The sequence below is a fragment of the Microbacterium galbum genome (assembly GCF_032464915.1).
Taxonomy (GTDB): domain Bacteria; phylum Actinomycetota; class Actinomycetes; order Actinomycetales; family Microbacteriaceae; genus Microbacterium; species Microbacterium galbum.
Genome location: NZ_JAWDIS010000001.1, coordinates 1,441,134 through 1,467,182, shown reverse-complemented (window position 1 = coordinate 1,467,182; position 26,049 = coordinate 1,441,134). Strand labels below are relative to the sequence as shown.

General features: G+C 67.8%; 20 protein-coding genes. 9 read left to right on the top strand and 11 right to left on the bottom strand.

What is annotated here, in order from left to right; translation table 11 throughout:
- Nucleotides 1–229: 229 nt before the first annotated feature.
- Entirely contained in the window at nucleotides 230–1,264 is a 1,035-nt protein-coding gene (locus RWH45_RS06895) for an NAD(P)-dependent alcohol dehydrogenase (protein ID WP_315994138.1), read from the top strand.
- A 61-nt stretch (nucleotides 1,265–1,325) separates the two neighbouring features.
- On the opposite strand, the gene RWH45_RS06890 is transcribed toward RWH45_RS06895, so the two are convergent.
- A complete protein-coding gene (locus RWH45_RS06890; protein WP_315994137.1) occupies nucleotides 1,326–2,753 on the bottom strand; it encodes a CCA tRNA nucleotidyltransferase in 1,428 nt (475 codons plus the stop codon).
- 104 nt (nucleotides 2,754–2,857) lie between these two features.
- Complete coding sequence (locus RWH45_RS06885; protein ID WP_315994136.1) at nucleotides 2,858–4,369, bottom strand: DUF7059 domain-containing protein; 1,512 nt, start codon at nucleotides 4,367–4,369, stop codon at nucleotides 2,858–2,860.
- Nucleotides 4,370–4,500: 131 nt separating this feature from the next.
- Here RWH45_RS06885 and RWH45_RS06880 point away from each other — a divergent pair, with 131 nt between their 5' ends.
- The 4 genes from RWH45_RS06880 (at nucleotide 4,501) to trxA (ending at nucleotide 9,814) form a co-directional block, all read left to right on the top strand.
- A complete protein-coding gene (locus RWH45_RS06880) occupies nucleotides 4,501–6,753 on the top strand; it encodes a DUF6049 family protein (protein ID WP_315994135.1) in 2,253 nt (750 codons plus the stop codon).
- Nucleotides 6,750–8,369: a murein biosynthesis integral membrane protein MurJ gene (murJ, locus tag RWH45_RS06875; protein ID WP_315994134.1), complete on the top strand. Its 1,620-nt coding sequence runs from the start codon at nucleotides 6,750–6,752 to the stop codon at nucleotides 8,367–8,369. The genes RWH45_RS06880 and murJ overlap by 4 nt, the downstream gene beginning before the upstream one ends.
- Nucleotides 8,370–8,441: 72 nt before the next feature.
- Nucleotides 8,442–9,428, top strand: coding sequence for a thioredoxin-disulfide reductase (gene trxB / locus RWH45_RS06870; protein WP_315994133.1), 987 nt, complete (start codon nucleotides 8,442–8,444; stop codon nucleotides 9,426–9,428).
- Between the two features lie 62 nt (nucleotides 9,429–9,490).
- Nucleotides 9,491–9,814: a thioredoxin gene (gene trxA, locus RWH45_RS06865; protein ID WP_315994132.1), complete on the top strand. Its 324-nt coding sequence runs from the start codon at nucleotides 9,491–9,493 to the stop codon at nucleotides 9,812–9,814.
- A 504-nt stretch (nucleotides 9,815–10,318) separates the two neighbouring features.
- On the opposite strand, the gene RWH45_RS06860 is transcribed toward trxA, so the two are convergent.
- The 9 genes from RWH45_RS06860 to rpmH form a co-directional block, all read right to left on the bottom strand.
- Nucleotides 10,319–10,666 (bottom strand): tryptophan synthase subunit alpha, encoded by a 348-nt coding sequence (locus tag RWH45_RS06860; protein WP_391402421.1) that lies wholly within the window; start codon nucleotides 10,664–10,666, stop codon nucleotides 10,319–10,321.
- Between the two features lie 72 nt (nucleotides 10,667–10,738).
- A complete protein-coding gene (locus RWH45_RS06855) occupies nucleotides 10,739–11,704 on the bottom strand; it encodes a ParB/RepB/Spo0J family partition protein (RefSeq protein WP_315994130.1) in 966 nt (321 codons plus the stop codon).
- Nucleotides 11,704–12,633, bottom strand: a complete 930-nt coding sequence (locus RWH45_RS06850; RefSeq protein WP_437127326.1) for a ParA family protein — start codon at nucleotides 12,631–12,633, stop codon at nucleotides 11,704–11,706. Before RWH45_RS06850 ends, RWH45_RS06855 begins: the two co-directional genes overlap by 1 nt.
- Nucleotides 12,634–17,906: 5,273 nt before the next feature.
- A complete protein-coding gene (gene rsmG, locus RWH45_RS06845) occupies nucleotides 17,907–18,536 on the bottom strand; it encodes a 16S rRNA (guanine(527)-N(7))-methyltransferase RsmG (RefSeq protein ID WP_315994128.1) in 630 nt (209 codons plus the stop codon).
- Nucleotides 18,537–18,544: 8 nt separating this feature from the next.
- Nucleotides 18,545–19,048, bottom strand: coding sequence for a Jag family protein (locus tag RWH45_RS06840; protein WP_315994127.1), 504 nt, complete (start codon nucleotides 19,046–19,048; stop codon nucleotides 18,545–18,547).
- 15 nt (nucleotides 19,049–19,063) lie between these two features.
- Complete coding sequence (gene yidC, locus RWH45_RS06835; protein ID WP_315994126.1) at nucleotides 19,064–20,137, bottom strand: membrane protein insertase YidC; 1,074 nt, start codon at nucleotides 20,135–20,137, stop codon at nucleotides 19,064–19,066.
- A 2-nt stretch (nucleotides 20,138–20,139) separates the two neighbouring features.
- Entirely contained in the window at nucleotides 20,140–20,496 is a 357-nt protein-coding gene (yidD, locus tag RWH45_RS06830; RefSeq protein WP_315994125.1) for a membrane protein insertion efficiency factor YidD, read from the bottom strand.
- Entirely contained in the window at nucleotides 20,493–20,831 is a 339-nt protein-coding gene (gene rnpA, locus RWH45_RS06825) for a ribonuclease P protein component (RefSeq protein ID WP_315994124.1), read from the bottom strand. The genes yidD and rnpA overlap by 4 nt, the downstream gene beginning before the upstream one ends.
- Before the next feature lie 8 nt (nucleotides 20,832–20,839).
- Nucleotides 20,840–20,977, bottom strand: a complete 138-nt coding sequence (gene rpmH / locus RWH45_RS06820; RefSeq protein ID WP_005054680.1) for a 50S ribosomal protein L34 — start codon at nucleotides 20,975–20,977, stop codon at nucleotides 20,840–20,842.
- Nucleotides 20,978–21,004: 27 nt separating this feature from the next.
- Between rpmH and dnaA the strand changes: the two genes are divergently transcribed.
- The 4 genes from dnaA (at nucleotide 21,005) to RWH45_RS06800 (ending at nucleotide 25,999) form a co-directional block, all read left to right on the top strand.
- The gene (dnaA, locus tag RWH45_RS06815) at nucleotides 21,005–22,702 is read left to right on the top strand and encodes a chromosomal replication initiator protein DnaA (RefSeq protein ID WP_437127331.1); all 1,698 of its coding nucleotides are present in this window, start codon (nucleotides 21,005–21,007) and stop codon (nucleotides 22,700–22,702) included.
- Between the two features lie 450 nt (nucleotides 22,703–23,152).
- The gene (gene dnaN / locus RWH45_RS06810; protein ID WP_315994122.1) at nucleotides 23,153–24,304 is read left to right on the top strand and encodes a DNA polymerase III subunit beta; all 1,152 of its coding nucleotides are present in this window, start codon (nucleotides 23,153–23,155) and stop codon (nucleotides 24,302–24,304) included.
- A gap of 59 nt (nucleotides 24,305–24,363) precedes the next feature.
- On the top strand, nucleotides 24,364–25,518 hold the full coding sequence (recF, locus tag RWH45_RS06805; protein WP_315994121.1) for a DNA replication/repair protein RecF: 1,155 nt from the start codon (nucleotides 24,364–24,366) through the stop codon (nucleotides 25,516–25,518).
- On the top strand, nucleotides 25,511–25,999 hold the full coding sequence (locus RWH45_RS06800) for a DciA family protein (RefSeq protein ID WP_315994120.1): 489 nt from the start codon (nucleotides 25,511–25,513) through the stop codon (nucleotides 25,997–25,999). The genes recF and RWH45_RS06800 overlap by 8 nt, the downstream gene beginning before the upstream one ends.
- Nucleotides 26,000–26,049 lie beyond the last annotated feature (50 nt).

The following is a 26,049-nucleotide window of genomic DNA, read 5'->3' as shown; positions in this document are numbered from 1 at the left end:
GTGCATCGCACCACCGCGGCGCGATGGGCCTCGGCATCCACCACCGCCAGATCGCTTGCGGGCAGCAGGGACGAGGTGCCGGGAGCCAGGCGGACACGGGCGTGAAAACGGCATCCATCGCCCCACTCTGCCGGTGAGAACGGTTCCCGATCAGCGGAAAACGCCGTCAACCCCGTCGTCGACGCGGGAGGGTCGAGGCAGCGTGAATGGACCGAGAGAAAGGGATGCCATGAAGGCAGTGCAGTACCGCGAGATCGGCAAGGGCCCCGAGGTGGTCGACATCGAGGAGCCCCACGCGGGTCCGGGCCAGGTGCGACTGAAGGTCACGGCCGCGGGGCTGTGCCACTCGGACTGGTTCGTGATGGACCTTCCGGAGGACCAGTACACCTACGGCCTGCCGCTCACGCTCGGCCACGAGGGGGCCGGCATCGTCGACGAGCTCGGCGAGGGCGTCGACGGCGTGAACATCGGCGAGGCCTACGCCATCTACGGGCCGTGGGGGTGCGGTCGCTGTCACGCGTGCGCCCAGGGCGCCGAGAACTACTGCCCGTACGCGGCCGAGATGGGGATCACCCCTCCGGGACTCGGCAGCCCGGGTGCCATGGCCGAGTACGTCATCGTCGACGACCCGCGACACCTCGCGCCGCTCGGCGACCTCGACCCCGTCGAGACCGTCTCACTGACCGACGCGGGGCTGACGCCGTATCACGCGATCGTCGCGGCCAAGGAGAAGCTGTATCCCGGGGCGACCGCCGTCGTGATCGGCGTCGGTGGCCTCGGTCACGTGGGGGTGCAGATCCTTCGCGCCATCACGCAGGCGACGGTGATCGCGGTCGACCTCGGCGACGACAAGCTCGCCCTCGCGCGCGAGGTGGGCGCGCACCACGCGGTCACCTCCGACGAGCACGCCGCCGACCGTATCCGCGAGCTGACGAACGGCCTCGGCGCCACCGCGGTCTTCGACTTCGTGGGCGTGCAGCCGACCATCGATCTCGCCCGTGCCGTCGCCGGTCTCGACAGCTTCATCCACATCGTCGGCATCGGAGGCGGCATCCTCCCCGTCGGCTTCTTCTCCACGCCGATGGGCGCGGCCGTGCGTGCGCCGTACTGGGGCACCCGCAGCGAGCTCATCGAGGTGCTCGATCTCGCGCGCAGCGGCGCGGTGGGTGTGCACGTGGAGCGCTACGGCTTCGACGGCGCCGTCGAGGCGTACGCGAAGCTGCACAAGGGACAGGTGCGCGGCCGGGCGGTCGTGGTTCCCTGACAGAAACGTCGAGGGGGTGGCATCCGGTCCAGGGATGCCACCCCCTCGACGTTCGCGGGTCTCAGCCCCGCACCGCCCACCACTCCCGCAGGCGCTTCTCGGCCTCGTCCTCGCCGAGCACTCCCTCGTCGAGACGCAGGTCGAGCAGGAAGCGGTACGCCTCACCCACCTCGCGACCGGGTCCGAGCCCGAGAATCTGCTGGATCTGGTTGCCGTCGAGCTCGGGGCGGATCGCATCGATCTGCTCCTGCTCGCGCAGCGCGGCGATGCGAGCCTCGATGTCGTCGTAGGCGGATGCCAGGCGCTGGGCCTTGCGCTTGTTGCGCGTGGTCACGTCGGCCCGCGTGAGGATGTGCAGACGTTCCAGCTCGTCGCCGGCGTCGCGCACGTACCGCCGGACCGCGGCATCCGTCCACGCGCCCTCGGCGTAGCCGAAGAACCGCAGGTGCAGCTCGACCAGGCGCGAGACGACCGTGGTGGTCGCGGCGTCGAAACGCAGCGCCTGGAGGCGTTTGCGGGCCATGCGCGCGCCCTTGAGGTCGTGGTGGTGGAAGGTGACACCACCTCCGGCCTCGAGACGCCGGGTGGCGGGCTTGCCGATGTCGTGCAGCAGGGCCGCCAGGCGCAGCGGCACGTCGGGAGCGGCATCCGGGTGACGCTTCTTCTCGAGCGCGATGGCTTGGCGCAGCACCGTGAGGGAGTGCTCGTAGACGTCTTTGTGGTGGTGGTGCTCGTCGACCTCGAGGCGGAGGGCCGGGACCTCGGGCAGGAACTCCTCGATGAGCCCGGTCTCGACGAGCACGCGGATCCCCCGCACGGGATCGTCGGTCTGCAGCAGCCGCACGAGCTCGGCCTGCACCCGTTCCGGGCTGACGATCGACAGAGACGCGCGCAGCTCATGGACGGCGTCGAGCGTCGCGGGATCGACCGCGAACTCGAGCTGAGACGAGAAGCGGGCCGCGCGCAGCATGCGCAGCGGGTCGTCGCCGAAGCTCACGGCCGGATCGATCGGCGTGCGGAGGCGGCCGGCGAGCAGGTCTTCGACCCCGCCCGTCGGGTCGACGAGGGTGCGGGCGGGTAGGAGCAGCGCCATGGCGTTGACCGTGAAGTCGCGGCGGCTGAGGTCGGCCTCGAGGGTGTCGCCGAACTCCACCGTGGGCTTGCGGGTGACGCCGTCGTAGCTGTCGGCGCGGAACGTCGTGATCTCGACCTGCTCGCCCTTGACGCGTGCGCCGATCGTTCCGAAGGCACGACCGACGTCCCATTGCACCGAGGAGATGGGCTTGATCAGCGCGAGGATCTCGTCGGGGCGAGCGTCGGTCGTGAAGTCGAAGTCATGGGTGAGGCGCCCCAGGAGGGCGTCGCGGACCGGGCCGCCCACGATCGCCAGGTCACGGCCCGCGCCGGCGAAGGCATCGGCGACCGCGGAGACGACGGGATGCGCGGCGAGCTCCTCGAGGCGCGCGAGACCCTCGGCCATGTTCAGCATGCCTTCGAGCCTAACCGGGGGCGCCGACGGCTCTCAGCGGGCTGAGGATGACGACGACATCCGTGCGCCCGCGGCGGGGACGGCGCTTTGAGAACCGCCGCGGATCAGTCCTCGAACGACAGGAAGCCGGTCACCAGCAGCTCGCGCACGCGGGGGAGGAGATCCGTGCGGAGGTGCGCGGCATCCACCTCCATCAGCTGGGCGATCGCGTCGACGAGGGTCCCCACGGGCAGGTCGCCGTCGCACGCGCCGACGAGCGCGGCCAGAGCCGGATCGACCTCGATCGTCCGAGCGAAGCCGCCGCCCTGCCGCAGCTCGATGACCGAGGGATCGCCCTCACCGGGCCGATGGTGGCGGGCCTCGGTGACGTCGGGCGCGACGCGCAGCAGGCTGTCGGCGAGGTCGTCGTCGTCGAGCAGCGCGGCACGATCGTGCGCGGCGAGGCAGTCCGCGAGATGCGGTCCGAATCCCGCCTCGCCGCCGCCCGCCACGCGTTCGTAGCGCGCGAGCGTCGGGCCACCGGCGAGCGGCCGGCGCACCAGCACGTACCCGAACCCGACCCCGGTCACTCCACGTCGCGCGAAGTCGTCGAGCCAGGCCTCGATGAGGCGGGCGTAGGCGGGGGTTCCGGGCACGGTCCCCCCGTCGCGAACCCACAGCTCCGCATACGCCAGCGGATCCAACACCTCGCGCTCGATCACCCAGGCGTCGAGCCCGTCGCCGACCCATCCGCGCACGCGGTCGAGCCCCGACTCGCCCTCGTGGTACTCCCAGTTGCCGAGCGACTGCGCCACACCGCCCGGCGACAGATGCGCCCCGACCTCGCGGACCACGGTGGCCACGAGAGCGTCGCCCTCCATGCCTCCGTCGCGGTACTCGTACGCGGGAACCCCCTCGACGCGCGGGGTGATGACGAAGGGAGGATTGGATGCCACCCGGTCGAACGTCTCGTCAGCCACCGGCTCGAAGAGCGAGCCGAGCCGCGTCTCGATGCCGTCCACGCCGTTCAGCAGGGCGTTGAGTCGGGTGAAACGCAGCGCGCGCACGGAGATGTCGGTCGCGACGACGCGGTCCACCAGCCGCCGCAGACGCAGGGCCTGGATGCCGCAGCCCGTGCCCAGGTCGAGCGCGGTGCCGCCGCGGCGCGTGATCTGCAGCCGGGCGAGGGTCTGCGACGCCCCGCCGACCCCCAGCACATGGTCCTCGGGGAGGGGACCGCCGAGGGCCGCCTCGTCGAGATCGCTCGCGATCCACCACTCCACCTCGCCCGCGTCGTCGGCGAAAGCCTGCGGTCGCACGAGCACCGCGGGTCGCGCGTCATCGCCGGTCAGGGTCAGCAGGCCCAACGCCTCGGCTCCCTCGACACCGAGTGCGGGCAGCGCCGCGGCGACCTTCCTCCGCGCAACCGCGAGGCCCAGACCCCACAGGCGCCCCAGAACTGCGAGAGCGTCGTCGCGAGCGCCGAGTGCGCGCTCCGCCGGCCCGCGCAGCCCCCGGGCCACGGCGTCATCCGCCTGCTCGCCCCATGCTTCCCGCAGGGCGGCGCTGGAGTAACCCGCCGCGCGAAGGTCAGAGGCGAGCGCGTCGCAGAGCTGGGAATCGGGTTCAGGGAGCACCGGTCCATTCAACCGTCTGCGCGAGGCTATCGGCGGGCGTGAAGGGACGCGTCCTAGACTCGACGCGGTAGGAGGCCCCCTCCTGCACCGACGCTCGTATGACCGTGACTTCCCCGCCTTCGGGCTCACCCGTGCCACGGCGCCCTCGCACGCGCCGGCTGCTGGCGACCCTCGCGGCGTTCGCCGTGGTCCTGGGCGTCGCGCTCCCGGCCTCGACCGCCGTCGCCGACACCACCCCGTCTCCCTCCTCATCGGCCACCCCGGCGACCCTGTCCGCAGCGCCCGCCGCGAACGGCATCCTCCGATCCGGCGACGCTCTGTCGGTCGTCACGACCCTCACCGCGGGTTCCTCGAGCGCCGTCTCCACGCCTGTCGCCCTGGGGATCGGTCGCGACCCGCTCGCCGACGACGCGGCCCTCGAGCGCTGGCTCAGCGGCGATGCGACCGGAGTGAGCGTCCAGCAGGTCGCGACCGGGTCGGTGGATGCCGCTCCCGCCGGCGCGCAGAGCACCACCACCCTCGCGGTGGCGGCGACCGATGCGGCTCTGGCCGGTCGTGCCGCGGGCGTCTACCCCGTGCAGGTGACCGCCGCGAGCGTCGGCCTCTCGGCCGCGAGCGTGATCGTCGTCCCCGCCGACACCGGCGCCCAGACGCCCATCGCCCTCGTCGTCCCCATCACCGCCGCCCCCCTCACCCGGGGCCTGCTGACGGCGAATGAGCTCGCCGAGCTCACCGCCGTCGACGGCGCACTCTCGGCGCAGCTCGACGCGGTCGACGGCACGGGGGCGACCCTGGCGATCGACCCCGCGATCCCGGCCGCGATCCGCGTGCTGGGCTCGTCAGCCCCACCCACCGCGGTGGCCTGGCTGCAGCGGCTGCTCGGCCTGCCGAACGACCGCTTCGCCCTGCAGTTCGGCGACTCCGACGTCGCCGCGCAGCTGCGCGCCGGCCTGTCCGCTCCGCTCAGTCCGACATCGCTGCAGACGTACATGGCCGCCGCCGACTTCGCCCAGCCGGCCCCGGCCGTCTCGGCCGTCTCCACCCCCGACCCCTCACCGGCGTCGACGCCGGGGCAGCCGACGTACCCCTCGATCGCGACACTGCTCGACATCGGCACCGCGACGGCGAACGTGTACTGGCCGTCCACCGGTTCCGCCGGCTCGGACACCGTCGCGGCGCTCGGAGCCCTCGGCACCGCCGACGACCCCGCTCACGTGCTCGTGCCGTCGACGAGCGTGGCCGGGGGCGCGCGTCAGGCCGCCGCATCCGTCGGGGGAGTATCGACGCCCGTGTACGACGCCGAGGTGTCGCGCGCCCTCGCCGACGCCGCGGGACAGAATGACGCCACGCTGCGCGGCTCCTCGCTCGCAGCCGCCCAGGGATACCTGGCCATGGCCCGCGCCGCGACCGGCGAACAGCCCGTCCTCGCCGTCCTGGACCGCGGGACGGATCGCTCGCGCGTGAGTCTGCGCGCCACCCTCGGGCTCATCGCCACCGCGCCGGGGTTCGCCGGCTCGCGCCTGGCGACCCTCGCGGAGCTGCCGGCATCCGAGATCGCCCTCACCGAGCCCGCGGTCGATGACGCGCGGGTGAGCGAGGTGAGCGCCCTGCTCGACGACGAGCAGGTCGTCGACCGCTTCGCCACGATCCTCGATCAGCCCGAACTGCTCACCGGCCGCGAGCGCGCCGAGGTCCTGCAGGTCACGAACATCTCCTGGACGGGGGATGCCGCCCGCAAGGCCGTCTCCGACCATCGCGCCGCGACGTCCACGACGCTCGACTCGGTCGGCATCCTGTCCTCCGACTTCCGCCTCGTCAGCTCGAGTGCGCCGCTGCGCCCCTGGGTGCGCAACGACCTCCCCTGGCCGGTCACGGTGGTCCTGTCGGTACGCCCCGACGACGCGCGCCTGCGCGTGCAGGACCACACCACCGTCGACGCACAGGCCTCGGCGAACACCCGTGTCGAGGTACCGGTCGAGGCGCGCATCGCCAACGGCGAGGTCGGCGTCGACCTGCAGCTGTTCAGCCCCACCGGCGAGCCGATCGGACAGCCGCAGGCCGTCGACGTCGAGGTGCGCGCCGAGTGGGAGAGCATCGGCCTCATCGCCATCATCGTGCTGGTGGTGGCGTTCTTGAGTCTCGGCGTGGTCCGCACCGTCGCGCGCCGTCGTCGCGCCGCAGCTGCGCCACCCGAAGAAGACCACGACGCCGTCGACGGGGTGGGGAACAAGGATCCGGATGCCGACGGGCGCGGCGACGCCGATCCCGACGACGCGGATCCCTCCGACATCGACCCCCACGACGGCGACCCCGAGGGCGCCGATCCGGACGCCCCCGCCGGTGACACCGACGACACCGACATCGAGCAGGAGACACGCCCGTGAGCAGTATCGGACGGGCGAGCGTGCTCATCGGGGCGGGCACCATCGTGTCCCGGCTGAGTGGTCTGTTGCGCCAGGTCGTGCTCGTCGCGATCGTCGGTTCGGTCCAGAGCTATGCCGGCGACGCGTTCGGTCTGGCCAACTCCCTGCCGAACGCGATCTACGCGATCATCTCGACGGGCGTCTTGACCGCGGTCATCGTGCCGCAGATCGTCAAAGCCGCGTCCCACTCCGACGGCGGACGCGCGTTCATCTCGAAGCTGTTCACCCTCGGCACCGTCATCCTCCTGATCGCCACGGCCCTGGCGATGATCGCCGCTCCGTGGATCGTCGCGCTGTACACGCCCGCGAGCGCGGCTCCCGATCAGATCGCCCTCGCCACGGCCTTCGCGTACTGGTGCCTTCCGCAAATCTTCTTCTACGGCCTGTATTCGCTGCTCGGTGAGGTTCTCAACGCGCGCAAGGTCTTCGGGCCGTACACGTGGGCGCCCATCGTCAACAACGTCGTCTCGCTCGTCGGTTTCGGCGTCTTCCTGCTGATCTTCGGGGGACCGAACACGGCCGTCGATCAGTGGACGCCCGCCATGATCGCGCTCCTCGGCGGGGTCGCGACCGGCGGCATCGTGCTGCAGACGATCGTCCTACTCGTGTTCTGGAGACGCGCGGGTCTGCAGTTGCGGCCCGACTTCCAGTGGCGCGGTGTGGGCCTGCGACACATCGGCCGGCTGGCCGGGTGGACGTTCCTCATGGTCATCATCGGCCAGCTCGCGGGGATCGTGCAGAGCCGCGTCCTCTTCGAGGCATCCGGGAACGGTCCCGCCGTTCTCGCCTCGCAGAACGCGTGGCTGGTGTTCATGCTCCCGTACTCGCTCATCGTGCTGTCGATCGGTACCCCCTACTTCACGCAGCTGAGCGAGCACGCCGCGGCCGGTCGTGACGACCGCGTGCGCGACGACATCATCCGCAGCATCCGGGTGCTCGGGCTCTTCATCGTCGCCGCCACGGCGGCACTGGTCGCGGCATCCGTTCCCGCCTCGCGCATCTTCACCAACGACTCGCGCGAGGCCGTCGCCGCGGCTCCGGTGCTCCTGTGCTTCCTGGTGTGTCTTCTGCCCCTCGCCGTGCTGTTCGTGATCCAGCGCACCTTCTACGCCTACAACGACACGCGGACGCCGTTCTTCTTCACGCTCGTGCAGGGCGTCCTGGTCGCGGTGACCGCCCTCGGCGCGGGCTGGGCTCTGGATGCCGGCCTCCTCCCGGTCGCCGAACTCGCGGCCGCGGTCGCTCTCGGCCAGTCGCTGTCGAGCCTCGTCCAGGTGATCATCGCGACCGCGATCCTCAACCGTCGGCTCGGGGGCATCGGCATCCGTGAATGGCTTCTGCCCCTCTTCCGCTTCATCCTGGTCGGCATCCCGGCCGGTGCGGCGGGGTGGGGAGTCGTCCTGCTCTGCGGCGGTCCCGAGGGCTGGCTCTCCGCGGATCGTCTGACGGGTGCCCTCGGCTCGGCGCTCGTCGGGGGAGTCGTCCTCGTCGTGTACCTCGGCATCCTGGCCCTCTTCCGCACTCCCGAACTCGCCCCGGCGCTCGCGCTCGGTCGGCGGTTCCTCCCCGAGCGCTAGCCCCCGCCCCCGGAATACCCCAGGGCTAGCATGGGTTTCATCCGGCGGAATCAACGAAGGGAACGCGCTACCGTGCGTCACGTCATCATCATCGGATCCGGCCCGGCCGGCTACACGGCTGCGATCTACGCGGCCCGCGCCAACCTCGAGCCCCTCGTCGTCGCAAGCTCGGTCGAAGCCGGCGGCGACCTCATGAACACCACCGAGGTCGAGAACTTCCCCGGCTTCCCCGACGGCATCCAGGGTCCTGACCTCATGGCCAAGATGCAGGCGCAGGCAGAGCGCTTCGGTGCGCAGGTGCTCTACGACGACGTCGTCTCGCTCGAGCTCGACGGACCGGTCAAGAAGGTCACGCTCGGCAGCGGGAAGGTGGAGGAGGCCGTCTCGGTCATCTACGCCACGGGGTCGGCCTACCGCAAGCTCGGCCTCGAGGGCGAAGACCGCCTGTCCGGCCGTGGCGTGTCCTGGTGCGCCACCTGCGACGGGTTCTTCTTCCGCGACCGCACGATCGCCGTGGTCGGCGGTGGCGACTCCGCGATGGAAGAGGCGAACTTCCTCACGAAGTTCGCGTCGAAGGTCTACGTCATCCACCGCAATGACTCGCTGCGGGCGTCGAAGATCATGCAGGAGCGCGCCTTCGCGAACCCCAAGATCGAGTTCATCTGGAACAGCGCGGTCGACGAGATCCTCGGCGACGAAGCTGTGAACGGCGTTCGCCTGCGCTCCACCATCGACGACACCACGCGCGAGTTGCCCCTCGACGGACTGTTCGTCGCGATCGGCAACGACCCGCGTACTCACCTCGTGCACGACAAGCTGCAGCTCACCGACCAGGGCACCATCTGGGTCGACGGTCGCTCGTCGCGCACGTCGGTCGAGGGCGTTTTCGCCGCCGGTGACGTCATCGACCCGACGTACCGCCAGGCCATCACGGCTGCCGGAAGCGGCACGGTGGCTGCTCTCGACGTGGAGCACTTCCTCGCCGCTCGCGGGGAGGCCGGCGAGCCCGCCGTCGCCGAGAGCCCGATCGAGGGCCTCCCCGACGCCGCCGTGGTCTGAGGAACAAAAACGCACTCACCTGCGTTTTCACACACTGACGATCTCATCTAAGGAGAAATCACATGACCGCCAAGGCGACGACCTCCGCGACCTTCGAGCAGGACGTCCTGCAGGCCGACGGACCCGTTCTCGTGGACTTCTGGGCTGAGTGGTGCGGACCGTGTCGCATGGTCGCGCCCGTGCTCGACGAAATCCAGAGCGAGAACGCTGACAAGATCACCGTCCTCAAGCTCAACGTCGACGAGAACCCCGACCTCGCGATGAAGTACCAGATCACCTCGATCCCCGCGATGAAGGTCTTCCACGGCGGTGAGGTCAAGACGACCATCATCGGCGCGAAGCCGAAGTACGCGCTCGAGCAGGACCTGGCCCCGTTCATCGGCTGAGTCCCTCTTCGCACGACGAGAGCCCCGGCACTTGGGTGTCGGGGCTCTCGTCGTCTCCGCACTCCTGTGGTGCTTTTTGTGAGGCCCGGATGCCGCCTGGCGGCGCGTGTGGGCATATGGACCACACGATGACCGGCGAGACGCCGCTCGCGCCCGAGCCGCTCGCGAGTGCTCGCGCGGCATGATCGGTCAGGGGGAGTCGGACGCCGTGACGTCCGGATGCCGTGCTCCGCACGTCTTCTCGATCGCGACTGGACCGTCGGGAGCGCGGCCGGTCGAATCAGGACGTGCGGGGAGGCCGTTGTCGGCGCCGGGACCGTAGCTCCCTCGGCGCGGTCACATGCGATGCGCGCGACCACGAAGCTCAACGATCCGGGGGCCCGTCGCAGTCATCAGAGGCGTGTCGAGCCCGGCGTCATCTCCGCGGCCTCGGCCCCACCCATCAGACGACGGACGTGCCGAGGGCGTCCCGTCCGTCGCCGTTCGCAACGGCGTGTGCGGCGTTCAGGACGCGTCGAGACGCACCGACGCGTCCCAGCGTCGGTGCGGCTCTTCGTCGCCCAGAATGCGCCACACAGCGCGCGTGAGGGCGGGGTAGTCGAGAGCGATCTGGCGCAGCACACGGTAGTTGCGCGCCTTGTTGGGGCGGACACCCCCGTTCTCGGCGATGTTCTCGGCTCGCAGAGTCAAGACGACGAGTTCATCGACGCTGGGCAGGTCTTCCATGAAGTCCCACGGGTCTTCGCCACCGCGCAGGCGCTCGTGAATCAGCACCGCCAGTTCGTCGGACGCCTCGGCGCGCAGAAGCTCGAGGCTGGCGCGACGGCGCAGGTTCTCATCGTTCGCGGTCACCATTCCAGCGTACGTTGCACCGCCGACATCAGGGCCCGGGGCCGTTCGCTCCCCGCGGATGCACGGCGAGGATCAGCCGGTGTAGCTTTCCTCGCCGAGTGCCGCAAGGATTCGGTTGAGGTCTTGAATGCTCGCGAAATCAATGCTGATCTGGCCTTTTTTAGCGCTCAGCGAGACACGCACCTTCGTGTCGAGTCGGTCGCCGAGACGATCGGCGACGTCGTCGAGTCCTGAACGGCGCGATCCGGCGGTCGGCTTCTGGCGGACCGGGGCGACACCGGGCATCTTGGCGGCCGCCTCGGCGGCACGCACCGACAGATCCTCGTTCACGATCTTGTCGGCGAGCTTCTGCATCTCTTTGGCGTCGTCGAGGGAGAGGATCGCGCGAGCATGGCCCGCGCTCAGAACTCCCGCCGCAACTCGCTGCTGCACCGGGACCGGCAGCTTCAGAAGTCGGATGGTGTTGCTGATCTGTGGGCGGGAGCGCCCGATACGCGTCGCGAGCTCCTCCTGAGTGATCCCGAAGTCCTCGAGGAGCTGCTGATATGCGGAGGCTTCTTCGAGGGGATTGAGCTGCGAACGGTGCAGGTTCTCGAGAAGCGCGTCGCGCAACAGGTATTCGTCGTCCGTCTCACGCACGACAGCGGGGATCGTCTCCAAGCCGGCTTCGCGCGAGGCTCGCGTGCGTCGCTCGCCCATGATGAGTTCGTAGGTACCGTCACCCTTGTCACGGACTACGACGGGCTGGAGAACCCCGAACTCGCGAACGGAGTGGATGAGCTCGGCGAGATCATCGGGATCGAAGTGCGTTCGTGGCTGACGAGGATTCGGGACGATCGACTTCGGATCGATGTGCACGAGCCGCGCGCCGGGGACGGAGACGAGGGTGTCCTCAGCAGCACCATTGTTCGCGGAGGAGTCGTTCTGCGTGGTCGCGTTCCCCTCGGGGAAGAACACATCGACAGGGCGCGCCTCCGAGGGTTCCGCCGTGGGGATGAGGGCGCCGATGCCGCGACCCAGTCCGGTCCTCTTCGCCATCAGGAACCCTTCTTCGTGGTGTCTCGTGCGACGATCTCCACCGCTGCTTCGCGGTAGGCGATGGCGCCCGCTGACTGGCCATCGTACGCGATGACCGTCTGCCCGAAGCTCGGTGCCTCAGAGACCCGGACAGAACGTGGGATGACCGTGTCGAGCACCTCGCTGGTGAAGTGCGAGCGGACTTCCTCGGCCACCTGCTGGGCCAGGCGAGTGCGCCCGTCGTACATGGTCAACAGGATCGTCGAAACGTGGAGCGTCGGATTCAGGTGTTTCTGAATCATCTGCACACTACCCAGAAGCTGGCTCAGACCCTCCAGCGCGTAGTACTCGCATTGAATGGGGATCATCACCTCGTCCGCTGCAGTGAAGGCGTTGATCGTCAGCAGGCCGAGGGAGGGCGGGCAGTCGATGATGACGAAGTCGAGATGGTTGTCCTCGATCGCCAAGTAGTCCCGCAGGGCGCCGCGCAACCTGTGCTCGCGCGCCACCTGAGAAACGAGCTCGATCTCCGCTCCGGCAAGATGAATGGTGCTCGGAGCACAAAGCAGGTTCGGCGACTCCGGACTCGTCTGAATGATGTCAGCGAGGGGGAACTCGTCGATCAGGACGTCGTAGATGCTGGGGGTGTCGGCCGTGTGCGCGACACCCAGCGCTGTCGACGCATTTCCTTGAGGATCCAGGTCGATGACGAGAACGCGGGCCCCGACGGATGCCAAAGCCGCGGCGACATTGACGGCGGTGGTCGTCTTACCGACGCCGCCCTTCTGATTCGACACGGTGAACACGCGCGTGCGGCCCGAGAGCTCCACCTTCGCGGCCTCTAGCGCGCGACGACGAGCAGACAGATCGGCGATCTCGCGAGCGATGGGGGAGTCGTCGAGTGAGAAGGACGACGCGGGCGCCTCATCGGACTGTTTCACGTGAAACACACCTCTCCGTCACGAACTTGCCCAGTCTACCCGCGCGATATGCGCTGCACGATGACTTGTGGACGTGGCGAGGCTCGGCGGTTCGGGAGTTGAGGTGGCGGCGAGAACGTCCGCTCAGCCCCACGGTGCATGAGCGGCGCCGACTGCTCGTCTCCGTGTGGACGCCAGGCGCGACGTGCCTACTGGGTGCGTCGTTCAGCCTCCCGACACCGCCGCGTCCACGTACCTGACAAGGACCACACAGACGATGGACCGACACGGTAAGGCGCGATGACTCCGGCGCGGCCCCGTCGTCAATCGACGCCCGTCGTCAATCGACGCCCGTCGTCATTCGACGAGCATCGACTCCAGTACCGATAAGCACCCCACGGCGCGGTGATCGCGATGAGCCGTTATCGGGCTCAGCGGAAACGGACGGTCTGGTGGCGTCTCGTGAGACCGACGCGCGTTTGCTTGCCGGACGACTTCGACCGCACCTCTCTCACCGGTTGCCGGAAGGGATGTTGCCCACTGCGCTGAAACGCCTGGCGTGAACGGTCGACACGAGACTCAGGCGCTACACGCTGGAGGGGCCGCACACGGGGCGCTCCGCCTCAGTCGGCGACACTGCAAGACCACTCCTGCACGTCGACGATCGATCCGGCTCGTGCCACTATTGCGGGCGTGGGCTTGAGTACCTCCCCTTCAGAACGGCGGTTTGTTGGTACAGCCTGCACGCCTAACTGCGCTACAGACAGAAAGTCGGTGGGTGGAGCACCAATTCACCGGAGGTTTACGCCGTGATCGATGCACCCACCCACGCTCCGAGCATGTCTTTCCGCGGAGCTGTAGTTTTCACCGAGAGGCGACGGTTCACGGTAGGGGAGTGGGAGTCTGGATGCGATCACTCGCCAAACCCGGACGGATCATCACCACGCCTAAATGATTTGACATACCTGTGATCGTGTCTGGTCCGCCACGGCGCCCGAACACGTGGAAGATCGGTGTGAGCATCTCTGTGGACACGACTCGCCCTCTACGTAGCCGACGACGAGGTTGAGAAGGCGGCGCAAGCTCCCTTGATTGGAGACGGTGTGATGCAGAGATGTTTCACGTGAAACGTTGGCACGAGCGACGAAGTCGCCGCTAACCGCGCGGCTTGGCTTGTCGACACCTCACCTCGCCACTCCCACTTCAGGATCGACGAGCAGGTCACGAACCGAGCTGGATTTGTGCGTCACCACCCGGTGCACTCCGGTGCGATGTTTCACGTGAAACGCGCTGGGGTAGCGGGCGCCCGCGCGTCTGGTCGTCTTCTGGAGAGAGTCATCGGCTGGCGCACGCGGTAGGCCTCTCAAGGGTCTTGGTCGACGCGATCCGCCGCCACTACGTTTTCGCCCGTCCGTGCACGTCAGGTGTATTGGTGTGCTATCGACCGATCGAGGATTCTTGTCTCACACCACTGCACTGACTGAGCGCAGCACGCCGGTGTGAAGCATGCCGATGAAATTGCCCGGGTCCTTACCCTGGTGGGGTCTCTTCGCCCTCATCCTGTTCCGCGAGCTGCGACTGTCGCAGCGGCTAACCATTGCCCAATGCCACCAAGCCGCAAAGCTGGTGGAGTCCATAGGAAGGGGGGTTCCCCCCATCGGTGGACGGTGAGCAAGGCAGCCGACGCCACATGAGTGACACCCCGCGCGCGTAACCCGCCCACATGAAGCTGGCGGCCCAGCGCGCGCCGCCCGCCCCCCGGGTCCAGAGATGCAGGATTCAGCCAACACTTAAGGGGAGCGAACGAATTGCTCACCCGGCTCGACGGCGGCACTCCAGCAGCCGCCGGACATGGCCCCACCTACCGTGGCGCGGAACATGACCGTTGACGCGCTGGCCTCGCGGTTCCGACATTCCGTCAGCCAAGCTCGCGCGTCGACACAGAGATGACGATGAGACATCTGCGCGAACGGCGTCCACTGTGTCCGTGGCCTCTCATTCATCCGTCATCCCTGACCTCTCACCGCGGCAGAAACGCCACACCGGCCGCCATCGTGGCGAACCCGCGGCCACGACTTCGCCTTGTGCCTCGAAACGCCGCCCTGAGGGAGACCACGCAGGTCACCGACGCACCTCCAAACCGCTCGTGTCCGGGTTCCGTCCTCCCGCGCGCGCCACGGTCGCGCGTCTCACCTCGACGAAGCGGCGAGACGGGAGACTACCCGGGTGGGGCCTACTGACGTCCCACTCCGACCCATATCGGGTCTGTCGTGTGATGCGGGTCTCACCCCTCCGAGACTCTCGACGATCCCGTGAGGGCGGCTTTCAGGCTCGTCCTATCTCGTCGATGCTGCCGCAGCCTGAGCGCCGCCGTACCGCGGGCGGCATCGTGTACCCATTGGACCAGCTCACTGTCTCCATGTCCCCGAGGTTGGCGCACCCGCCGCGAACTTCGCACTCACGGAATCGTCCGACCCTCCGGCAGCACAGATTCAGCGGCCTACCCTCACCGGCACGCACCCCTCACACTGGCGCATCCACGTCCGCGTGCGGTCTCCAGCCGGACAACCCTTGCACCGATACTCGTTGAGTGACGAGTGTCAAGGTCGGGGGAGAGCGACCATGTTTCACGTGGAACGCTGCGCGACAGCCACGGCGCACGGTCACGTCATCCGGCGGGACTTCGGCGCGATCCGAGGGTCGGTCCGGGCGATACGACTCTCCATGGGCCCTCGTGGGGACGACCGGCAACCAGCACTCGCCCCGCCCTGGTCGCATGCTCGTGGTCGAGCCGGCGGCGCATGAACGTTTGAAGCGGATCGAGGGGAGTCGCGGAGGGGTCGGTTCAACGAGCCTGAGTGCAGGGTCGATCTCTGGTGCTCCACCTCGCAACAGCTCCGGATCAACACCGAAGGAATCCCGCGCACGCGCCGGTGGGGAGCCTTCACGCGACAGACTCGCTCCCACGCACGCCGAACAACGAGGTTGTAGCGCGGCCTCGCCCGACTGGTATTTTCCAGTCCATCGACACGGGACGTATGGCCAGCTCGGGTGGGGAGACGCACGCTGTTTCACGTGAAACATTCCGGAGGTGACTTTAGAAATCCGAATTGCCACGTCATCGGCCTCAAGGTGACTACCGTGAGCCGACCAGATAGTCACCCGCTGTCCGGCTATGGGGACGGAGCATATCGAGAATTTCGGACGTCGAACGTCTCGGACCACCACCTCATCGCATCTGCGACCACCGAATCTCTGGCACCTTCGACGCAGCAGTGTGTCAGCTCTCCCTCCTGCGTCTTGCGCCATCGTCAGGCGTGGGGCGGAGGGAAGACAAAACTGTTGAGGCGGAACGGGCGCACCCCGTCCGCGAACTCCCATCGACCTCAGGCCCATCCCGACCGATTCGACCGCAGCGCTGGGCGCAGCGATTCCGTCGTCGAGGCGTCCAGCGGGCGGCCCGATCGCCCGCCCTGCGCCCTAGCCTTGAAGCAGCACAGCGGGCCAGCAGATAGCCCGGAGATGGCTAGCAACTCGTCAACCTCGTACGTCGCGCCGCACCTCTGAACAGTCGCGTCTATCCGGGGTTGCGCCGATCCAGCCGCACGGGCGCTTCGCTCATGATCGCGTCACGAGGCCCCCACGGAATCCCACCGACAAGCCACGACATCCGATGCCGCTGGAAAGCCCGGAAATCACCACCCGCAATCATCCTGAGAGGCCACCCACGGCCCGTTGGGGAACCAACACACGCGGGAGAGGAGCGGTCGGCCGCCAACACGATCTAACGGCCGATCGACGGAGCGAGCCACGATCCCCACCGACGTCCCGGGAACGGGTCTCGGCACCGAGTCTCGGCACGGCGTCTCGGCGACACCTCCCGCGCTCCGCTGCCGGCGGCACTCCAAAGCGATGATCTGGCGGACGTGCGGCGGCGCGTTCGTTCTCGCCCGTATGTCGCGTGAGAGCTCCACGTCGGAGCTCGCCACCACACACCGCAGGCCGATGCCGAATCTTCTCTCTTTCGTCCCGGCGCGAAGCACTGCACTGCGTGGAGGTGAGGGGAAACCCCCCAGCAAAGCAGGGACTGGGTCTCCTCATTCAGGGGTGTCACGTGTCACGCAGCTCGAGGGCATCCGGGGAAAGAGTGGCGTAAGGCGGGCGGAATCCCACCGAAACCTGCCCCGCATGCCGCGGACCGCAAAGCACAAAGCGCCCCGCCGCTCCGTCATCACGCCTCACCACCGGCAACGTGCAGGGGGCAACCCCCGGTTGCAGACCGTTCGATGCAGATCGTCGCGACCTCGCTCGGCTGCCGAACCAAACCCGTCGCCGCGTGACATCCGGCCTCACGAGGAGAGTGAAAGCCCGAGAACCGGCACGACTCAACGCACGGTCGACATCGGCCCCACGCTCCGGCCCACCACAGCTTCTGTTTCACGTGAAACGGCCCGTCTCTCGAAGACGGACAGAAATTGATTGACGCGCCATACCGGGGGAGATCGGGAGTCACGCCCAGGCCCAGTTCCTGCGCGCCGCCGGCCCAACGTTCAGTTCTCGGGTGCCGAGCTGACCTCGAATCAGAGCACCCTGAGTGTGAATGCCAGCACTTCTCTTCCTCACCGCGCGCCGAGCACAGTCCGCTGTCATGACGGAACCGAAGTCTTCACGGCAGTGAACAAGAGCTTGAAGCTGGCCCCCTCTTGTTCACTCCTCGATGGCGCCCGGCGCAGTGCCTCGACCGATAGCCACCGAGGTCCTCGTTCCGGCTACGCAGGCGAAGCCGGACGATCCGCGGCGGGGGAGTAGCCATGTGCCCACACTTGATCAAGATCCCTCTCGGCCGCCTAGGGCGAAGCACCTGCGGTAGGCCGCGGCTCCGGCGAGCAAACGCCCGACCGGTCAGACCTTCCTCGCTCGACGCAGACGATCGAACAACCCGCTCGGAGTGGGTCCCGCGGTCAGGGACCCGACGCCCGGCCAGCGTGTGGGCGCGCGATCCCTCGACAAGCGCCACCGGTCCACGGTCGGACACGTGCGGCTTTCAACGCGACCGCCCACAACAGACAAGCCGGCACATTCGCAGAACCCGTACTCCGCCTGCACCCCTCACGGCCGGCGTCTGGACCGCTGTGACGATCATCGGAACGTCGACAGATAGAGGCTCAACTGGTCGAAGTCGATATGAGACACGACACCACTCAGGCCCAACAAGAGGGAGCGACAAACCCTACCTCAGACGAAAGGCAATAGAATTGACCAACTAAATTCCTGATCAGGAACGTTTTCGAGGTGTGCGCTTCTCAGCGCGACACGGTTGCCACGAATACCCGCGTCGGCTCGTCGAGCACGCCCTCCCCAACCACCTCGATCGACACGTCCTCCAGCCCGAACTTCCGCACCTGCTTCGACGCCGCTTCCAGCTCCGCGCCGACGTTGGCGCCCTTGAGAAAGACCAGACGTCCCTGAGGTCGAACGAGCGGCGCGGTGAAGGGGAGCAGGGTACGAAGAGCGCTCACCGCGCGAGCGGTGGCGACATCGAAGACACGACCGCCGGTCCACTCCTCGCCGCGCATCCGTTCCACGGTGACGTTTGAGAGGGACAGCTCATCGACCTGCTCGGACAGCCATGCCGTACGGCGTTCCATGGGCTCGATCAGGGTCCACGCGACGTCCGGTCGGGCGATCGCCAGCACCAGCCCGGGAAGACCCGCCCCCGAACCCACGTCGACGGCCCGACCGTGGAAGTAGGGCGCCGCGATCGCGCTGTTCAGGATATGACGAGTCCACAGGCGAGGGACCTCGAGTGGACCGATCAACCCGCGCTCTTCGCCGTGCCGCGCGAGGTTCTGAGTGAACCGCCGAGCACGCTCGATGTTCTCGCCGAAGATCGACGCGGCGACGGCCGGCTCGTTCTCGAGCTGATCCGGCATGTCCGGCCTCAGCCGCGGCGCAGCACGGTGTGACGATCGGCTCCCTCGCCGAACGACTCCGACGAATACCCGCGGTCCGCGGCGATGTCGTGCACGAGCTTGCGCTCATAGCTCGACATCGCCGGCAGCGACGCCTGCGACGCACCCTCGTCCAACCGCGCGATCGCACGGTCCACCAGGGTCTCGAGCTGGCGCTGCCGCGCGTCACGAGATCCCCCGATGTCGAGGATGAGCCGCGAGAAGCGACCCGTCGAGTTCTGCACGGCCAGTCGGGTCAGCTCCTGCAGCGCCTGGACCGTGTCGGGGTGGGACAGGCTCGCGAGCGCGGCGGTGTCCTCCGCCTCAACGGAGACGTAGGCGCGACCGGCCCGGACATCCATGGCCAGATCGCCGTCGATGTCGGCGATGTCGAGAAGACCCTCGAGGTAGTCGGCGGCGATATCGCCTTCCTGCTCGAGCTGCTCCTCGGTGGCGGCGGTCTGGTCGGGGGCGATCTGATCGGACGTCGTCATCGTGATCTCCGGATGTCAGGAAGCGGGGGAGGAGCCGGGGCTGCCGGCGGGTCCACCCGCGGCACCGGTGTTCTTGGCGGACTGCTGCTTCTTCGCACGCTGCTTGCCCACGGGCTGCTGGCGCTTCGGAGCTGCGGCGCGGGCGCGCTCGGCCTCCTCGAGGAGACGCTGCTGTTCCGCCTCGTACTTCTCGATCGGGACGACCTTGCCGGAGGAATCGATCGCCTTGCCCTTGCGGGCCAGGCGCTCTTCGCGGGCCTTGGCGGCGTCCGAGCCCGGCGTGGGCATCTCGCGGATGACGACGAACTGCTGCACCATCGTCCACAGGTTGCTGACGAACCAGTAGATGACGACGCCGAGCGGGAAGAAGACACCCGAGAAGATGAAGGCCAGCGGCAGGATGTAGAGCATGATCTTCTGCATCTGGTACGCCTGACCGGTCTTGGCCTCGGGTGACAGGTTCTTCGAGATGATCTGCAGCTGGGTGAAGAACTGCGAGCCGATCATGAGCACGACCAACGTCAGAAGGATCGCGACGGTGACCTGTCCATCGGGCTGGCTCCACGCGGTGACCAGGTTCACGTGCATGGATGCCACATCGAACAGACGCGCGTCGTAGAACTCGGTCGTGAGTTCGGGGGTGAGCAGCCCCACACCGCCGACACCGCTCGCTGCGTGCTTCGACACGTCGTTGAGCACGCTGAACAGGGCGAAGAAGATCGGCATCTGCACCAGCAGCGGCAGGCAGCTGGACACGGGGGTCGTGCCGTGCTTCTTGTAGAGCGCCATCGTCTCGCGGCTCATCGCCTCACGCGAGAGCTGGTCGCGCTTGCCCCGGTACTTCTCCTGCACCTTGCGGAGCTCGGGGGCGATCTCCATCATCTTGCGCTGGCTCTTGATCTGCTTGACGAAGAGCGGGATGAGCGCCGCGCGGACGATCAGCACCAGGCCGATGATCGACAGCACCCATGTCAGACCGGCCGCCGGCGGCATGCCGAGGGCCGTGAACAGCGCGTGCCAGCCCACCAGCACGAGCTCGACCGCCCATTTCAGCGGCCAGAGGATGGTCCCAATGAGATCGAATTGCACGATCAGTCCTTTCGGGCGGGCACGACGAATCCGTGCCGAGTGAGTTCGTGGCGGAAGGCCCGGTGAGGACGGACGTCGTCGATGCCACCCTGAGCCCAGGGATGACACCGTGCGAGACGGGCCGCGGTGAACGCGATGCCCTTCACGAGTCCGTGCTGCTGCACGGCGCCCACCGAATAGGCGGAGCAGGACGGGTAGTACTTGCACACGTCGCCGTAGACGTGCGAGATCGTCGAGCGATAGGCGTGCAGAAGCGCGAGCCCCGCGTTACGCGGAAGGAGCGGGACGGATGCCAGGACGGCATCCACTCGGAAACGACCGGACCCCGTAGAGGACGTCGGGAGTGTCGAAGCGCTCATGCTGACGCTTTTCGTTCGAGGCACCTCACCACGTCGGCGCGAAGAGTCGCGTAGTCGATCGTGGCGGCGGAGGGAAGTGCACGGATGACGATCGAGGCGCCCCCGCGGATGGACGGGAGCGCCTCGGCGCACACCGCCTTGAGACGGCGGCGGATGGTGTTGCGGGTGACAGCGGAGCCGACCTGTCGGCTCACGATGAAGCCGAAGCGAGGCGATTCGGTCTCGGCCGACGAGCCGACGTAGGTGATCGTGTGCGCTCCGGCACAACGAGAACCCCGTCGGACTGTGGCTTTGTAGTCCGATCCGCGGGTGAGTCGGTTCGGCTTCGCGAGCACCGGGTCTGTCAGGCCGAGAGCTCGGTGCGGCCCTTGGCGCGACGCGCCGAAAGGATGCTGCGGCCGGCACGCGTACGCATGCGGGCGCGGAAGCCGTGCTTCTTGGCGCGGCGGCGGTTGTTGGGCTGGAAGGTGCGCTTGCTCATGGGTCACTCCGGAGGTGGTGTCGCCCGATGCTCTTCTGCCGGGGACGGGGTCGGGACTGCCGTATAGGCATAAGTCAACCGACTAAGGCTACGTCGCGCGCGCCGTTAACTCAAACCGGGCGGCCGACCGCCTATTATCCCCAGGCGTTGTCCACAAGCATGGCAAAGACACGCGGCCGGGTCCTACAGTGGATTTTGCTCCGCGAGAGCCGCGAACTAGCGTGGCCCCGGAAGTTATCCACAGGTTCGGCGCGACACGTCGATCGCCCGTCGCGTCTAGATCCCGGAGGGGATATGTCTCTGCACGAAGTACCGGATGTTCCCGTCTGGTCGGCCGTGCTGGACCATCTTCTCACCGACGACCGCGTCACCCCGCAGCTCCACGGCTTCCTCAACCTCGCGGTGCCCCAGGGAGTGATGGGCGGGACGCTGTACCTCGATGTCCCCAACGACCTGACCGCGGCTCAGTTCAACAAGCGCATGCGAGCACCGATCATGGAGGCCCTCGCGCAGGTCCAGGGAGAAGACCCCGCGGTCGGCACCTTCCGGGTGGTCGTGAACCCCGATCTCGTCGAGAATCCGCGGCCGTCCACCGCGCCGGCGCCCGCCGCGTCGGATCGCTCCTCGGCCGCGACGGCGACCCACTCATCGTCGGTCGAGCAGACTCCGGAACCCATCGTCCCGGCCTCGCGCAACGACACCCGGCTGAATCCGAAGTACACCTTCGACAACTTCGTGATCGGTCAGTCCAACCGATTCGCGCACGCCGCCGCCGTCGCGGTCGCCGAGGCTCCGGCCAAGGCCTACAACCCCCTCTTCATCTACGGAGATTCCGGCCTCGGGAAGACGCACCTCCTCCACGCCATCGGCGACTACGCCGCGAGCATGTACGCGGGCATCCGCGTGCGTTACGTCTCGAGCGAGGAGTTCACGAACGACTTCATCAACTCGATCGCCAACAACCGGGGATCGGCCTTCCAGGCGCGATATCGCGATGTCGACATCCTGCTGATCGACGACATCCAGTTCCTGCAAGGTCGCGCCGAGACGCAGGAAGCGTTCTTCCACACGTTCAACACGCTGCACGATCACGACAAGCAGGTCGTCATCACCAGCGACCTCCCCCCGAAGCAACTGACCGGCTTCGAGGACCGCATGCGAAGCCGCTTCGAGTGGGGCCTCATCACCGACGTCCAGGCACCCGACCTCGAGACGCGCATCGCGATCCTCCGTAAGAAGGCCCAGAGCGAACGACTGCTGATCCCCGACGACGTCCTCGAGTACATCGCCACGGTCGTCTCGTCGAACATCCGCGAACTCGAGGGCGCCCTCATCCGCGTCTCGGCGTTCGCGAGTCTGAATCGATCGACCCTCGACATGTCGCTGGCGCAGACGGTGCTGCGCGACATCATCGACCAGGACGACGCCAACGTGATCTCGCCGACCGACATCATCACGGCGACCGCGCAGTACTTCAAGCTGTCGGTCGACGATCTGTACGGCTCGAGCAGGTCGCAGGCCGTCGCGACCGCGCGACAGATCGCGATGTATCTCTGCCGGGAGCGGACCAGTCTGTCGTTGCCGAAGATCGGGCAGCTCTTCGGCAACCGGGACCACACCACGGTGATGTACGCCTACAAGAAGATCAGCGACCTGATGAAGGAACGTCGTTCGATCTTCAACCAGGTCTCCGAGATCACCAGCCAACTCGGCCGCATGCGCTGAGCGCCCGTTTGCGAGAGGGGTCCGTCCGAGGTTTTCGGACGGGCCCCTCGCTCGTTTTCGGGCGTCAGCGAGCCGCGAAACGCCGTCGACCGATATCTTTCAGCCGGTTCTACACAGTGTGGAAAACCTGTGGATAACTCCGATTTGCTGCGGATGAGATGTGCACGAACGCGTTAACACTGTGGATGACGAGGGGATGCCGACATCCTCGGCCTCTGTTAAGTGCCCAGGGTCTCCGCAACGCGTCCACAGTTAACAGACCGCGCGATCCCTTGTGTTAACACGCGTGTCGGAAGTTATCCACAGTCTCCACAGCGGTTAACAAGATGAAGATCCTTTATCCGAGTTAAGAGAGATTCGATGACCTTGCCGTGCAAGCGGCGCACGACGGGCGCAGCCGGAGCAGGGCACTAGCATGGGTAAGCCATACCCGCCGTCAAGGGAGCGCCCGTGAAGTTCCACGTCAATCGCGATGTGTTCAGCGAAGCCGTCTCGTTCGTGGTCAAGCTCCTGCCGCAGCGCAATCCGCAGCCGATCCTGGCCGGCGTGCTGATCGAGGCGGGCGAGCAGGGGCTCACCCTTGCCGCCTTCGACTACGAGGCTTCGGCGCGCACCACCATCGAAGCTACCGTCGACGAGCCGGGCACGATCCTCGTCCACGGCCGCCTCCTCAGCGACATCGCCAGCCGTCTCCCGAACGCCCCGATCCAGATCACCGTCGACGACGACGGCGGCATCCTGCTCACCTGCGGATCGGCCCGGTTCACCCTGGCATCCATGCCGGTGCAGGAATACCCCGCCATTCCCGAGGTGACGGGCGAGTCGGGCCTCGTGCCCGCAGACGAGTTCGCCACCGCGATCGCACAGGTCGCCTTCGCCGCCTCCCGTGACGACGTCACCCCCGTGCTCACCGGCGTCCAGCTGGAGGTCACCGGAACGCAGCTCAGTCTGGTCGCGACCGATCGCTACCGGGTCGCCCTCCGCGAGATCCCGTGGGATGGCGGGGCTGCGGCCTCCGACGAGCCGACGTCGGCTCTCGTTCCTGCCCGCACCCTGCAGGAGGTCGGCAAGACCTTCGCGCACGGCGGCGACATCTCGATCGCATTCTCGGGCTCGGGAGACCGCGAGATCATCGCGTTCTCGTCGGGCAACAAGACCGTGACGTCGTTGCTCATCAAGGGCAACTTCCCGCCCGTGCGCCGGCTCTTCCCGGCGCAGACCGAGCACCACAGCGTCGTGAACACCGCCGAGCTGGCCGAGGCGGTCCGTCGTGTCGCGCTCGTGCTCGACCGGTCGGCGCCGCTGCGCTTCACCTTCGGTTCCGAGGGCGTGTCGATGGACGCGTCGGGGACCGAACAGGCGCGCGCGACGGAGTCCGTCGACGCCACGCTGGTGGGCGACGAGGTGACCCTCGGCCTGAACCCGCAGTACCTGCTCGAGTCCCTCGGCGCGGTGCGCAGCGAATTCACTCGCATCACGTTCACCTCGAGCGACAACGCCAACAAGCTCAGTCCTGTGCTCGTCACCCCCCAGACCTCGGTCGACAAGGGCGGCGAGGGGTCGTTCAAGTACCTCCTGCAGCCGAACCTGCTGCTGCGCTGACGTCGGCCGGACGCCTGCGGCGCCGTGGTCGTGTCGGAGGCGACGGGTAGTCTGACTCGGTGATCGTGGAGCAGCTCGGACTGAAGGACTTCCGCAATTACGCGGGCGCCGACGTCTCGCTCTCCGCGGGAGCCAATGTGTTCGTCGGGCGCAACGGGCAGGGCAAGACGAATCTCGTCGAGGCCGTCGCGTACCTCGCCACGCTCGGTTCCCACCGCGTCTCGAACGACGCACCGATGGTGCGGGACGGCACGGATGCCGCGATCATCCGCGCCAGGCTGGCCCACGGCGAACGCAGCGTCCTGCTCGAGCTGCAGCTCAACCGGCAGGGAGCGAACAAGGCGCGCGTGAACGGCGTCAACGTCCGCACGTCGGAGCTCCCGCGTTACGCGCAGGTCGTACTGTTCGCCCCGGAGGATCTCCAGATCGTCCGCGGCGACCCCTCGTCCCGGCGTCGATTCGCCGATCAGCTCATCGTGCAGCGCACACCGCGGATGGCCGCCGTCCTGGCGGATTATGACCGGGTGCTGCGCCAGCGCAGTGCCCTCTTGAAGTCGGCGCGGGCACGCGGTGTGCGGGGCGACGCCCTCAGCACGCTCGATGTGTGGGACGAGAAGCTCGTCTCGCTCGGCACCGAGGTCATCGAATCCCGGCTCGCCCTGGCATCCGATCTCTCCGCACCGATGGCGCGGTCGTACGCCGCGATCGCGGGAGCCGACCACGACCCGCGGTTGTCGTGGGCCCTGTCCGTCGGCGGGGGCGATCCCGAAGAGGGGGAGTCCGGGGATGCATCCGGTCCGTCGGGCCCGCTCGCCGATCAGTTCCGCGCTGCGCTCGCCGCTCGTCGCAGCGCCGAGCTCGAGCGCGGTCTCACTCTCGTCGGACCTCATCGCGACGACCTCGTCCTCGAGGTGAACGGCCTGCCCGTCAAGGGGTACGCGTCCCACGGCGAGTCCTGGTCGGTCGCCCTCGCCCTGCGGCTCGCGTCGGCGGAACTGCTGCGGGCCGAATCCCGCCTCGGCGATCCGGTCCTCATCCTCGACGACGTGTTCGCCGAGCTCGATTCCGGGCGGCGCACCCGTCTGGCCGAGATGGCGGGCGCGTACGAGCAGGTCATCGTCACCTCCGCGGTGGAGGAGGACGTGCCCGAGGGGCTGCGCGCCCACGTCGTACGGGTCGAGGCCGGTCGCATCCAGGAGTCCCTCGATGGCTGACGAGCCGGAGCTCCCGGAGACCATGGCGACCTATCTGCGCCTGCGCGGGCTCGAGCCGTCGCCCTACCGCCGGAAGAAGCGGCGGCGTCGCGCCGATGACGGCGAGAACGCCCCGTTCTCGCCCGGTCGCGATCCCCGGGGCCTTGGCGACGTCCTGTCGTCGCTCACGCGTTCCGCCGGGTGGGAGCCCCAGCTCTCGCGTGAGGATCTCGTGCGCACGTGGGATGAAGTGGCGGGTGCCGACACGGCCGCGCACACCCGTCCGGTCGCGTTGGACGCGGGCACGTTGACGGTCCAGGCCGACTCCACCGCGTGGGCGAAGCAGCTGCAGCTCATGCGCGCGCACATCCTGTCGGAGATCATCCGACGCTTCCCCGAGGCGGGGGTGGAGGCGATCCGCTTCGTCGGCCCCGACGTCCCCTCTTGGAAATGGGGCCCCAGAGCCGTTCCAGGCCGCGGTCCGCGCGATACCTACGGTTAGGCCATGGTCGGTCCCGGCTCGACGCGATTTCTGCCCGCGTAGGGGCGTAC

Bases quoted from the DNA above. Each gene is read 5' to 3' on its own strand.
- RWH45_RS06895 (WP_315994138.1), top strand. From the start codon at position 230: ATGAAGGCAGTGCAGTACCGCGAGATCGGCAAGGGCCCCGAGGTGGTC.
- RWH45_RS06890 (WP_315994137.1), bottom strand. From the start codon at position 2,753: ATGCTGAACATGGCCGAGGGTCTCGCGCGCCTCGAGGAGCTCGCCGCG.
- trxA (WP_315994132.1), top strand. From the start codon at position 9,491: ATGACCGCCAAGGCGACGACCTCCGCGACCTTCGAGCAGGACGTCCTG.
- RWH45_RS06855 (WP_315994130.1), bottom strand. From the start codon at position 11,704: ATGGCGAAGAGGACCGGACTGGGTCGCGGCATCGGCGCCCTCATCCCC.
- rsmG (WP_315994128.1), bottom strand. From the start codon at position 18,536: ATGCCGGATCAGCTCGAGAACGAGCCGGCCGTCGCCGCGTCGATCTTC.
- RWH45_RS06840 (WP_315994127.1), bottom strand. From the start codon at position 19,048: ATGACGACGTCCGATCAGATCGCCCCCGACCAGACCGCCGCCACCGAG.
- yidD (WP_315994125.1), bottom strand. From the start codon at position 20,496: ATGAGCGCTTCGACACTCCCGACGTCCTCTACGGGGTCCGGTCGTTTC.
- rpmH (WP_005054680.1), bottom strand. From the start codon at position 20,977: ATGAGCAAGCGCACCTTCCAGCCCAACAACCGCCGCCGCGCCAAGAAG.
- dnaA (WP_437127331.1), top strand. From the start codon at position 21,005: ATGCTCTTCTGCCGGGGACGGGGTCGGGACTGCCGTATAGGCATAAGT.
- RWH45_RS06800 (WP_315994120.1), top strand. From the start codon at position 25,511: ATGGCTGACGAGCCGGAGCTCCCGGAGACCATGGCGACCTATCTGCGC.